The organism is Hyphomicrobium sp., assembly GCF_020852195.1.
In the GTDB taxonomy this organism is placed as follows: domain Bacteria; phylum Pseudomonadota; class Alphaproteobacteria; order Rhizobiales; family Hyphomicrobiaceae; genus Hyphomicrobium_C.
This window is the reverse complement of the sequence record NZ_JADZBI010000204.1, coordinates 1-11,610: the sequence shown is the minus strand read 5'-3', so window position 1 is coordinate 11,610 and position 11,610 is coordinate 1. Positions and strand designations below refer to the sequence as shown.

11 protein-coding genes are annotated in these 11,610 nt (G+C 64.7%); 9 read left to right on the top strand and 2 right to left on the bottom strand.

Going from position 1 to position 11,610, the window contains the following annotated elements; genetic code table 11:
• Both IT540_RS17345 and IT540_RS17340 read right to left on the bottom strand, forming a co-directional pair.
• The coding region (locus IT540_RS17345) for a multidrug efflux SMR transporter (protein WP_291180790.1) at window positions 1–254 on the bottom strand (254 nt) is incomplete at its 3' end.
• A gap of 69 nt (window positions 255–323) precedes the next feature.
• Entirely contained in the window at window positions 324–1,271 is a 948-nt protein-coding gene (locus IT540_RS17340) for a peptidylprolyl isomerase (RefSeq protein ID WP_291180788.1), read from the bottom strand.
• A gap of 423 nt (window positions 1,272–1,694) precedes the next feature.
• Between IT540_RS17340 and secA the strand changes: the two genes are divergently transcribed.
• The 9 genes from secA to IT540_RS17295 form a co-directional block, all read left to right on the top strand.
• The gene (gene secA, locus IT540_RS17335; protein ID WP_291180792.1) at window positions 1,695–4,730 is read left to right on the top strand and encodes a preprotein translocase subunit SecA; all 3,036 of its coding nucleotides are present in this window, start codon (window positions 1,695–1,697) and stop codon (window positions 4,728–4,730) included.
• A gap of 398 nt (window positions 4,731–5,128) precedes the next feature.
• A complete protein-coding gene (locus IT540_RS17330; RefSeq protein WP_291180786.1) occupies window positions 5,129–5,311 on the top strand; it encodes a Flp family type IVb pilin in 183 nt (60 codons plus the stop codon).
• Window positions 5,312–5,521: 210 nt separating this feature from the next.
• Window positions 5,522–5,686: a Flp family type IVb pilin gene (locus tag IT540_RS17325; protein ID WP_291180784.1), complete on the top strand. Its 165-nt coding sequence runs from the start codon at window positions 5,522–5,524 to the stop codon at window positions 5,684–5,686.
• Window positions 5,687–5,741: 55 nt separating this feature from the next.
• Window positions 5,742–6,242: a prepilin peptidase gene (locus IT540_RS17320; protein ID WP_291180782.1), complete on the top strand. Its 501-nt coding sequence runs from the start codon at window positions 5,742–5,744 to the stop codon at window positions 6,240–6,242.
• Window positions 6,243–6,351: 109 nt separating this feature from the next.
• Window positions 6,352–7,152 carry a Flp pilus assembly protein CpaB gene (gene cpaB / locus IT540_RS17315; RefSeq protein WP_291180780.1) on the top strand — a complete coding sequence of 267 codons (801 nt, stop codon included), beginning with the start codon at window positions 6,352–6,354 and terminating at the stop codon, window positions 7,150–7,152.
• 66 nt (window positions 7,153–7,218) lie between these two features.
• Window positions 7,219–8,823 (top strand): type II and III secretion system protein family protein, encoded by a 1,605-nt coding sequence (locus tag IT540_RS17310; protein WP_291180779.1) that lies wholly within the window; start codon window positions 7,219–7,221, stop codon window positions 8,821–8,823.
• Window positions 8,824–8,839: 16 nt separating this feature from the next.
• Window positions 8,840–9,577: a CpaD family pilus assembly protein gene (locus IT540_RS17305; protein WP_291180777.1), complete on the top strand. Its 738-nt coding sequence runs from the start codon at window positions 8,840–8,842 to the stop codon at window positions 9,575–9,577.
• A 14-nt stretch (window positions 9,578–9,591) separates the two neighbouring features.
• A complete protein-coding gene (locus IT540_RS17300) occupies window positions 9,592–10,902 on the top strand; it encodes an AAA family ATPase (RefSeq protein WP_291180775.1) in 1,311 nt (436 codons plus the stop codon).
• Window positions 10,903–10,909: 7 nt separating this feature from the next.
• Window positions 10,910–11,610: ATPase, T2SS/T4P/T4SS family (locus IT540_RS17295; RefSeq protein ID WP_291180773.1), on the top strand; the 701-nt coding region annotated here is incomplete at its 3' end.

The window sequence follows — 11,610 nt, the reverse complement described above, 5'->3', positions numbered from 1 at the left end:
ACATCTAGCTTCTGCGCGTAGAGCACCCATCCGGCGAGCGAGATCAGCACGATTCCGATCCCCGACCAGATGGCGTAAGCCACGCCCATCGGGATGGTTCTAAGCGCGAGCGACAGGAAATAAAACGCCGCCCCGTACCCGATTACGACGATGACGGATGGAATGAGGTTCCTGAACCCGTCGGACGCCTTGAGCGCCGAGGTTGCAGCGACTTCCGACAGAATAGCGATAATTAGGGCGACTTGGCTCGACATGCTGGCTTCCCGCGAACGCGTACCCGCTCGCGGCATAGCAGCCCGTGGACCAGCGCGCCAGCGCCGGCGTCAGTCGCCCTTCTTCTCCGGCTCCGGTTGCCCGCTCGGCTGCATCTTCTTGAGCTGCTCCTCGAACTGCTCCTCCTGCAGCTTCTTCCGGGCGGCGGCGATGGCGGTCTCCTTGCGCACGTCCTCGGCGATCGCGGCATCCACGTACTCGATCTTCGCTTTGCCGCGCAGATCGGTGGCTGCCTGCTGGCCCTTCTGCAGCACCATGCTGTCGACGATCTGGCTCTTCACGTCCTCGTAGGCCGGCGGCGGCTTCACGCGCCGGTCCTCGACCTTGATCACGTGCCAGCCGAACTTGCTCTGCACCGGCTTGGACACCTCGCCCTCCTTGAGCGCGAAGGCCGCGTCCTCGAACTCCTTCACCATCTGCCCCTTGGTGAAATAGCCGAGCTTGCCCCCGTTGGCCTTCGAGCCCGGATCGCTCGAGTACTCGTCGGCCAGCTTGCCGAAATCGTCGCCCTTTTCGACCTTGCCGAGCACCTCCTTGGCCTTGTCCTCGCTTTCGACCAGGATGTGGGCGGCCTCGACCTCGTCCTCGGGCGGGATCATCTTGACCTTGTCGTCGTAGATGCCCCTGACGAGCGCATCACTGATCGAGCCCTTGATCGACGTCTCGTAGTAGGCATCGCGCTTGGCGCGCGTGTTCCAGTAGGCCACGCGCCGCTCGAAGTCCGGACCGGTGGTAATGCTGGCCCCGTCGGCGGCATCCGCGAACAGGCGCATCTCGATCAGAAACTCAAGCAGCACCCGGCGCCGCTTGTCCGCGGGCACGCTGGCAAGCTCGGGCCCGACCTCCGTCTCCGCGAGCTTGAGATCGGATTCCTTGATCTCCTGGCCATTGATCTTGGCCACCACGGCATCCTCGGCCCATACGCGATCCTGCCCGGCGAGGAAGGCTGCTCCGGCAAGCGCAAATGCGGCAAGACGGACAACTTTGGCTCTTTTCACTGAACTGCTCCTGCTGGGTTCTTGGGCCTCGCGCGGCGACGCGCGCAAACGAGGCGGACAAAGGGCGTGCGGTGCAAGGCGCGTCGAAGGCTCGCAAAGTCGCGGCATCCATAGACCACGCGCCGCTGCCATGCCAAGTTAACAATTGCAGATATTTGCCCCCGTTTTTTCAAGAAGCTGGCTTAAGAGCCATAAAAAAGCTCCCGCAAGAGAAAGCGGCCCACGCGTTGACAATTCCGGGCGGCAATCCTTATGTCTGCCCCCGTATGGCCGATCGGCCGGACTGGCGCTCCCGCGGCTCTCCAGTTCTTGGTGTTTGACCGCCGGACGCGATCCGGAATCCGAGCAGACGCGTGGTCGTGCTCGACGTTCCGGACGCCCTGCGAATCTCCGCCAAGTCCATGATTTTGAGGAATGAACTTGATGCTCTCCCTTGGCTCCTTCGGTACGCTCGCCTCGAAGATCTTCGGCTCGTCCAACGATCGGCGCGTGAAGGGTTACCGCTCCCGCGTGGAGGCCATCAACGCGCTCGAGCCCGAGGTCGAGAAGCTCTCCGATGACGAGCTTCGCGCCCGCACCGAGACGTTCCGCGAGCAGTATCGCGCCGGCACCCCGCTGAACGAGCTCTTGGTGCCGGCCTTCGCGACCGTGCGCGAGGCGGCCAAGCGCACGCTCGGCCAGCGCCATTTCGACGTCCAGCTCATCGGCGGCATGGTGCTGCACGAGGGCAACATCGCCGAGATGAAGACCGGTGAAGGTAAGACCCTCGTCGCCACCCTCGCCGTCTACCTGAACGCCATCGCCGACGAGGGCGTCCACGTCGTCACCGTCAACGACTACCTCGCCAAGCGCGACGCCGAGTGGATGGGACAGATCTACCGCTTCCTCGGCCTCAGCGTTGGCACCATCGTCCACGGCCTCGACGACGAGCAGCGCAAGGCCGCCTACGCAGCCGACGTAACCTACGCCACCAACAACGAGCTGGGCTTCGACTACCTGCGCGACAACATGAAGCTCAGGAAGGACGAGATGGTCCAGCGCGGCCACGCCTTCGCCATCGTCGACGAGGTGGACAGCATCCTCATCGACGAGGCGCGCACGCCGCTGATCATCTCGGGGCCGCTCGAGGATCGCGCCGACCTTTATGTCGCCGTCGACGGGCTGGTCAAAGGCCTCGCGGCCGAGCACGACCGCATCGAGGCCGAGCTTGCCAAGGCCCTCCCGAAGGAGGCGGTCAAGGAGGAGCTCAAGACCCAGGGCCTGCTCGAGCTCGACGAGAAGCAGCGCCAGGTTTCGCTCAACGAGGCCGGCAACGAGCGCATGGAGGTCCTGCTGTCCGAGGCCGGCCTGCTCAAGGGCTCCCTCTACGACATCGAGAACGTCACGCTGGTCCACCACGTCAACCAGGCGCTCAAGGCGCACAAGCTGTTCCAACGCGATAAGGACTACATCGTCAAGGGCGGCGAGGTGATCATCATCGACGAGTTCACCGGCCGCATGATGCCCGGCCGGCGCTACTCGGAGGGCCTGCACCAGGCGCTGGAGGCTAAGGAGCACGTCGAAATCCAGCCCGAGAACCAGACGCTGGCCTCGATCACCTTCCAGAACTACTTCCGCCTCTACAAGAAGCTGGCCGGCATGACCGGCACGGCGCTGACGGAAGCCTCCGAGTTCATGGACATCTATGGACTCGACGTCATCGAGATCCCGACCAACCTCCGGATCGCGCGCATCGACGAGGACGACGAGATCTACCGCACGCAGAAGGAGAAGCTTGCCGCCATCGTGACCACGATCGCGGACTGCGCCCGCCGCGGCCAGCCGATCCTCGTCGGCACCACCTCGATCGAGAAGTCCGAGCAGCTCTCGGAGCTTCTGAAGGACCGCAAGTATATCGAGAGTCTCGGCAAGTCCCTGCTTGCGCAGGCCGAGAAGCTCAAGGAGGCCAAGGACGGCAAGACCAGCGCCGAAGGCGACCTCAAGATCTACTTCAACGATATCGGCGCCCATCTCATCGAGATCGGCTCGGCCAAGAGCAAGAGCGATCCCGTTACGCACCAGGTGCTGAACGCCCGCTACCACGAGCAGGAGGCCGGCATCATCGCCCAGGCCGGCAAGCCGGGCGCCGTCACCATCGCCACCAACATGGCCGGCCGCGGCACCGACATCCAGCTCGGCGGCAACATGGAGTACCAGCTCCGCGACTGGATCACCGAGGAGACCGCCGCCGGTCGCGCGCCGTCCGAGGACGCCGTCGCCAAGAAGCGCGCCGAGATCCAGGCGACGGTCAACGAGCAGAAGAAAGTCGCCCTCGAGGCCGGCGGCCTTTACGTCGTCGGCACCGAGCGCCACGAGAGCCGCCGCATCGACAACCAGCTCCGAGGCCGATCCGGCCGCCAGGGCGACCCCGGCCGCTCCAAGTTCTACCTCGCGCTCGACGACGACTTGATGCGCATCTTCGGCTCCGACCGCATGGACAGCGTCCTGAAGACGCTCGGCCTGCAGGAAGGTGAGGCGATCACCCATCCGTGGATGAACAAGAGCCTCGAGATGGCCCAGAAGAAGGTCGAGGCGCGCAACTTCGACATCCGCAAGCAGATCCTGAAATACGACGACGTGATGAACGACCAGCGCAAGGTCATCTTCGACCAGCGCAAGGACATCATGGCGGAGGACGACGTCTCCGAGACCGTGACGGAGCTGCGCCATCAGGTGCTGAGCGATCTCGTGGCACGCTTCGTTCCTGAGCGCGCCTACGCCGAGCAGTGGGACATGGCCGGCCTCAAGGAGGCCGTGCAGGCCATCTTCGGCCTCGAGCTGCCGCTCGAGCAGTGGGGCGCCGAGGAAGGCATCGCCGACGAGGAGATCCTGGAGCGGCTGAAGACGGCCGTCGACGAGAAGGCCGCCGCCAAGGCCGCCGACATCGGCCCGCCGACCTATCGCCAGATCGAGAAGATGGTCCTGCTGCAGACCCTGGACCACCTCTGGCGTGAGCATCTGGTAACGCTGGAGCACCTGCGCCAGGTGATCGGCTTCCGCGCCTACGGCCAGCGCGACCCGCTCAACGAGTACAAGAGCGAGGCGTTCGTTCTGTTCGAGAGCATGCTGGCGCGGCTCCGCGAGGCCACCACGGGCCAGTTGATGCACGTGGAGCTGGCGCCGGGCGAGCAGCCCCCCGAGCTCGAGGAGCCGGAGCTGCCGGAGATGCATGCGCACCACATCGATCCCCTGACCGGCCGCGACGAGCTCAGCGACGAGCTCGCCATGGTCGATGCGGCCATCGCCGCGCGCGGCCGGGGCGGCCCGGCGCCGGAGAAGCGCGCACCCCTTCAGACGCGCAAGGCCGCGAGCGCCGTGGATCCGAATGAGCCTGCCACATGGGGCAAGGTGGCCCGCAACGCCCCCTGCCCGTGCGGCTCCGGTAAGAAGTACAAGCACTGCCACGGCAAGTACGAGTAGGCTGCCACCTTTTGCTCCCTAAGGAGTTTGATCCCATCCGCGATGCAGCGTGACGCTACCGCGGGATGCGTGCCGCATAGCGGGCGTGATCAAGCTGTCGCGCACAAGCATAAAACTCTAACAACGGAATATTAATTACGATCTGAGCGCGCTTTACCGAGTAATGCGCAGTGATGATGCGTGAATAACTTAGATTTAATAGGTCATATACTACGAGCTACACGCACATAATCAAAATGTATCAGAGAATTTAACCTGTTAACAAGAATTGTTTATCTAGAGCTTCATCGCTTTTACAGCACATTAAGCCTTGAGGCGTAAGGTGCTCCCCAGTTCAGACGCGATCGGCACGGCCCCGCGCAGGAACTAAACAAGAGTCAACTGGGAGTTATCGAGTCATGACGAACATTCTCTCGCGCTTCGTGAAGGACGAGTCGGGCGCCACGGCCATCGAGTATGGCCTGATCGCCGCCATCGTCGGCGTCGGCATCATCGCCGGCCTTGGCAAGGTTCAGGAGGCCCTGGACGGCACCTTCACCACCATCAACGAGAAGATGACCGGCGCCGGCGGCGAAGAGTAAGCAGCCCGGAGCAAGCGGCCGTTCGCAACGCGCGCGGCCGCGCCCATCGCGTCTTCAAGCCACTCGGGGGAACCCGGGTGGCTTTGCTTTTGCGCGATCGGTTTCGCGCCCGCCCGCTGCGTGGTCGGCAAAGCCGCCTCGGACACCGCTCCTTAACGCCGAGGCCGTAGGATGGAGCATACGATCCGAAGCTGGCGGAACTGGGTGATAATGGGACTTATCAAGGACTTCTGGAGCAGCGAGGACGGCGCGACCTCGATCGAGTATGCGCTCATCGGCGTCATCGTCAGTATCGGACTCATCGCCAGCACCCAGGAAATTGCCGCCAAGCTCCACGCCATGCTGGAAGGCGTGGCCTCCAAGTTCGACGAATGATCGCCTCGGCCGCGCTGCATCCCCTGCGCGCAAGAGGCTGAAAGACAGAGCCGCCATGTTCGATTACGCCCTGTTCCTGGTCTTTCCGGCGCTGCTGGCCTTCGGCGGCGCCTACGACCTCCTGACGATGACGATCCCCAATCGCGTGTCGATCGCGCTCGTCGCACTGTTTCTGGTTGCCGCCCCCATCGCCGGCTTGTCGGCCCAGGACATCCTGATGCACGTCGCAGCCGGCCTCGTCGTACTGGCCGCGGGGATCGCGCTCTTCGCCGTCGGCGGCTTCGGCGGCGGCGACGCCAAGCTCCTGGCTGCCGGCGCGCTCTGGATCGGCTTCGACAAGCTCCTGCCCTATCTTCTCAACGTCGCCGTCTTCGGCGGTGTGCTCGCCATGGTCATCCTGTTCTACAGGCGCATGCCGGTTCTCGGCATCCACACCCCGGACTGGGCGATGAACCTGCACAAGAGCGGCACCGGGATCCCCTACGGCATCGCCATTGCCGCTTCCGCCCTCATGGTCTATCCGCACACCGCTTGGTTCGCCGCATCCCTCGCCTGAGCTGTCCAAATCGGAACGCGAATTAACGGCACATTGACGTTTGTCCTTCAAACTTTGGCTCTGAGCACAAGGTTTCGGCCACAAACGGCCGTATGGGACAACGCGCGCGATGAAACGGCCTCAGTTGATCGGGTTAGCCATAGCGGCAACGGCCGGCGTCATGGCCTTCGTCATGGTGCGCGGCATGGTCAACAGGCCGCCTGTCGAGAAGACCGTCGAGATCAAGGTGAAGTCGAGCGATGTGCTCGTCGCCCGCACCGACATCGGCCTAGGACAGATCACCAACGATAGCCTCTTTCGCTGGCAATCGTGGCCCACGGAGACTGTGACGGCGGGCTTCATCACGCGCGCCGACCAGCCGGACGCCATGACGCAGCTCTCAGGCTCGATCGCACGCGCACCGATCATGGCCGGCGAGCCCATCACGCAGACGAAGCTGGTCCGTGCCGGCCAGGGCGGCGTGCTCGCCGCGATCCTGCCGGCCGGCATGCGCGCCATCTCCACACGGATCAAGGAGGAGACGGCTGTCGGCAACCTCATCCTCCCCAACGACAGGGTGGACGTGATCCTCATCCGCCGCTTGCGCAACCGCGGCGGCCAGGAGGACTTCGTCAGCGACCTGCTGTTCGGCAACGTGCGCGTGCTGGCCATCGGCCAGGAGATCGAGACCAGGGAAGGCAAGAAGACCGCGGGCAGCGCGAGCACGGCCACTCTCGAGCTCACCGCGCGCCAGACCGAGCTGCTCGCGCTCGCAAACTCCATGGGCGAGATCAGCCTCTCGCTGCGCTCGATCGCGGATCTGGATGTCAACCAGGGACCCACCGCGGGCGTGGATCCATCGGTCAGGGAGGGCACGGCAGTCCGCGTCCTGCGTTACGGCACGGCGTCGCGTTCGTACGGCGTAAACTGAGTAGTTCTCGAGTTTAGTCCGTCAGAAGGCCCGTTTATAATGCAAAAGACTTGGACTTCGTTGGTATTGGCTCTGTGCGGAGCCATCGTCGCCCTGACGGCCATGGGCACCCGGGCCGGCGCGGAGCCGGACGGTGCATCCGTGCTGCATGTGAGCGCGCGCGGCAACGCCCCGCAGACCCGCAGCATCGCGCTCGGCGCCGGCAAGTCGATGCTCGTCGAGTTCGATTTCGACCTGCGCGATGTCCTGGTTTCGGACCCTTCGAGCGTCGACGCCGTCGTGCAGACGTCGAACCGCGTCTTCCTGATCGCCAAGAAGCCGGGGCAGACGAACGCCTTCTTCTTCGACTCCCACGGCCAGCAGATCCTGACCCTGGACATCACCGTCGGCGCCGACGTGCGCGGATTGGAGACGCTCTTGAGCCGTCTGATCCCGGGCTCGAACATTCGCGTCGAGATGGCCGGCAAGTCGATCGTACTCATCGGTACGGTGCGCACGCCCGTGGACTCGAACCGCGCCACCGAGATCGCGCGCGCCTTCGCCGCCTCGAACGCCGATGGATTCAGCTCGTCGTTGCTTGGCCCGGCGGCTGCGACAGGCACCGGCGGCACGACGATCATCAACTCCGCCGACTCGAAGTCCGGCGACTCCCAGGGCGGAGCGGCGAAGGCCGTCATCAACCTGCTCGGCGTCGAAGGCGAGGAGCAGGTCATGCTCCGCGTGGTGGTGGCCGAGGTTCAGCGCGAGCTTCTGAAGCAGTTCGGCGTCAACCTCGCGGCCGATATCAATGCCGGCAACGTCACGTGGAGCCTGCTCACCGCTAACGCGCTGCCGCTGACCACGGCCGCCGGCCTCGGCGGCCTTCCGGTCCCCGGCTACAACCCTGACATCGGCAGCGTGGGCGATAATTCCTGCGCCGGAACGACGTGCTTCTACAATGAGGGACCGACCAGCGGCACCTTCGGCAACTCCGGCACGACATCGAACTGGGGCAACGGAGACTACCGCATCGGCAAGGCGGTGCGCGCGCTCGAGCGCGATGGTCTCATCCGCACGCTGGCCGAGCCCAACCTGACCGCCATCTCCGGCGAGCCGGCGAAGTTCCTCGCCGGCGGCGAGTATCCGATCCCGGTCAAGGACTCGAACGGCCAGACCTCGATCACCTACAAGGAGTTCGGCATCGGCGTCTCCTTCACGCCCGTCGTGCTCTCGGAAGGCCGCATCAGCCTCAAAATCGAGAGCGAGGTCAGCGAGCTGTCCAACGTCGGCGCGATCGTGCTCGATTCGACGTCCATCCCCGCGCTCAAGAAGCGCCAGGCGAACTCCACCGTGGAGCTGCCTTCGGGAGGCTCGATCGCGCTCGCCGGCCTCATCTCGGACGACGTGCGCCAGAACATCGACGGCTTCCCCGGCCTCAAGGACGTGCCGGTCCTCGGCACCCTCTTCCGCAGCCGCGACTTCATCAAGCGCGAGACCGAGCTGGTGGTCATCGTGACGCCGTATCTCGTGCGGCCCGTGGCGCCCAAGGAGCTTGCCAAGCCGCTCGACGGCCTCGCCGAGGCCAGCGATCGCAAAGCCAACTTCCTGGGCCATCTCAACCGCATCTACGGCACAGAGAGCGCCGCCCCGGTGGGCGATCTCAAGGGCGACTACGGTTTCATCGTCGAATAAGGGCTGAGGCGCATTAATGACCAACGATCTCGCATCCTCGCCCGATAAGCGCATCCGCCGCGGATCGCGCGCGGCCCTCATCGCGCTTGCCGCAGTCACGGCGACGGGAACGGCAGGCTGCCGACACGACGTCACGGCCCCGCAGGTCGCGGGCTGGTCCATGGTCGACCAGTCGCAGCGCCATCCCATCATCGTCTCCCAAGAGCCGCAGACGATGCAGGTTCAGGTCGCCGCGGCCTCCCGCGGGCTGACCCCGCGCCAGCGCGCCGAGGTACTCGAGTTCGCCGACCGCTCGCGCGCCAGCGACGCCGGCAACAGCCGCCTGATCATCCAGGCTCCTGGAGGGAGCGCCAACGAGATCGCGGCCATGCATGCTGTCGGCGAGATCCGCCAGATCCTGGGCGACATGGGATTTGCGGAGTCCTCGATCGCGGTCGAAGCCTATCATGCGGAGAGCCGCTCCAACGCGCCCGTGCGCGTCTCCTACATGCGCTACGTGGCCGAAGCGCCGGTCTGCGGCTACTGGCCGACCAACCTCGCCAACCAGCGCGACAACGGAAACTATCCCAACTTCGGCTGCGCCAATCAGCGCAACCTCGCCGTCATGGTCGCCAACCCGGCCGACCTGATCGGGCCGCGCACCGAAAGCGACCGCCCGAGCGAGCGCAGGGACGTCGTCTGGAACAACTACACGAAGGGCAAACCGACGGGCGCAGAGAAGGGCGAAGACGAGAAAGTGAAGATTGCAAAGTGACAGTAGGCCGACCCATGTCCAAATCACCGTTGCAAAGCCAGGGATCCGGCGCGTTCGAGACGCCGTCGCCTTATCCCCTTGACGACCAGGCGGCGGAGGCACCCGCCTTCAGCGATCGCGCGCGCCCCCTGCCCCGGATCTCCATCCAGGCTTTCTGCGTGACGCCTCAGATCGCCGAGGTGATTCAGGCCGCGTCCGAGGACCGGCGGCTCAGCAAGGCGCACATCACCATCCAGATGGGCGGCGCGGCGGCGGCCGTCGCGCACTACCAGGAAAGCCCGACACCCAATCTCATCATCCTCGAATCTCATGCGCCCCATGCCGAGCTCATCGCGGAGCTGGAGGAGCTGGCGCAGAGCTGCGATCCCGGCACAAAGGTCGTGATCATCGGCAAGGCCAACGACGTCGTGCTCTACAGGGATCTGAAGCGCCGCGGCATCTCCGAATACCTCGTTGCGCCCGTGTCTCCGTTCGATCTGATGGAATGCCTGTCCGGCCTCTATAACAACCCGGACACGGACCCTGTCGGCCAGGTCTTCGCCTTCATCGGCGCCAAGGGCGGCGTCGGCTCGTCGACGATCTGCCACAACGTGGCCTGGACCCTGTCGGAGACGCTTGCGACCGACATCGTCATCGCGGATATGGATCTCGCTTTCGGCACCACCGGACTCGATTTCAACCAGGACCCGGTGCAGGGCATCGCCGATGCGCTGCAGAACCCGGAGCGCCTGGACGAGGTGCTGCTCGACCGCCTGCTCACGACGTGCTCGAAGCATCTTTCGATCTTCGCCGCACCGGTCGTGCTCGACCGCGACTACGAGATGTCGCCGGAGGGCTGCGAGACGGTGATCGACGTCGTGCGCCAGAACGTCCCGTTCGTCGCCGTCGATCTGCCGCATAGCTGGACACCGTGGACCAAGCGGCTGCTGCTGCAGGCCGACGAGATCGTCATCACGGCCATGCCGGATCTCGCCAACCTGCGCAACGCCAAGAACATTGTCGACCTCATGCGGTCCACGCGCCGCAACGACGCCCTGCCCCACCTCGTCCTCAACATGGCGAACATGCAGAAGCGCCCCGAGATCACGCCCAAGGAGTTCGAAGGCGCGCTCGACCTCAAGACGCTCGCCGTCATCGATTTCGATTGCGAGAACTTCGGGCAGGCAGCCAACAACGGGCAAATGATCGAGGAGCTCAACGCCAAGGCCAAGGCGACGCAGGCGTTCCACGACATCGCCATGGCCCTTGCCCATCGCAAGGAGATCAAGCCGGAGAAGCGTTCGCCGTTGGCGCCGCTCCTCGACAAGCTCAAGCTCTTGCGTTGAGGTCATCATGTTCGGCAGGCGCACCAATGAACCTGGACAGCAGCGGCGGATGCCTCATCCCGCCGGGCAGCCCGCTGCCGCGCCTACCCACCCGGCCGCCGCGCCGGCAAGCGTCGCGCCTCAGCCCGCGGCCGCTCCCCCGCGCGCAGAGCCCATCGAGCCGCAGCGCAACCACTCGGAGGAGTACTATGACGTCAAGACCACGGTCTTCAACGCGCTGATCGACACCATCGATCTGACGCAGCTCGCCAAGCTCGACTCGGCCGCCGCGCGCGAGGAGATCCGCGACATCGTCTCGGAGATCATCCAGGTCAAGAACGTCGTCATGTCGATCGCCGAGCAGGAGGAGCTGCTCGAAGACATCTGCAACGACGTGCTGGGCTACGGCCCGCTCGAGCCGCTGCTCGCCCGTGACGACATCGCCGACATCATGGTCAACGGCGCCGGGACGACCTTTATCGAGGTCGACGGCAAGACGCAGAAGACGGGCGTGCGCTTCGCCGATAACCAGCAGCTCATGAACATCTGCCAGCGTATCGTGAGCCAGGTCGGCCGCCGTGTGGACGAGAGCAGCCCCATCTGCGACGCGCGCTTGCCGGACGGCTCGCGCGTCAACGTCATTATTGCGCCCAGCGCGATTGACGGCCCCGTGATTACCATTCGCAAGTTTTCGCGCCGCAAGCTGACGATTGACGACCTGATCAACTT

Coding starts and splice junctions, on each gene's coding strand:
- IT540_RS17330 (WP_291180786.1), top strand. CDS start 5,129: ATGACGAACATTCTCTCGCGCTTCGTGAAGGACGAGTCGGGCGCCACG.
- secA (WP_291180792.1), top strand. CDS start 1,695: ATGCTCTCCCTTGGCTCCTTCGGTACGCTCGCCTCGAAGATCTTCGGC.
- IT540_RS17320 (WP_291180782.1), top strand. CDS start 5,742: ATGTTCGATTACGCCCTGTTCCTGGTCTTTCCGGCGCTGCTGGCCTTC.
- IT540_RS17325 (WP_291180784.1), top strand. CDS start 5,522: ATGGGACTTATCAAGGACTTCTGGAGCAGCGAGGACGGCGCGACCTCG.
- cpaB (WP_291180780.1), top strand. CDS start 6,352: ATGAAACGGCCTCAGTTGATCGGGTTAGCCATAGCGGCAACGGCCGGC.
- IT540_RS17305 (WP_291180777.1), top strand. CDS start 8,840: ATGACCAACGATCTCGCATCCTCGCCCGATAAGCGCATCCGCCGCGGA.
- IT540_RS17300 (WP_291180775.1), top strand. CDS start 9,592: ATGTCCAAATCACCGTTGCAAAGCCAGGGATCCGGCGCGTTCGAGACG.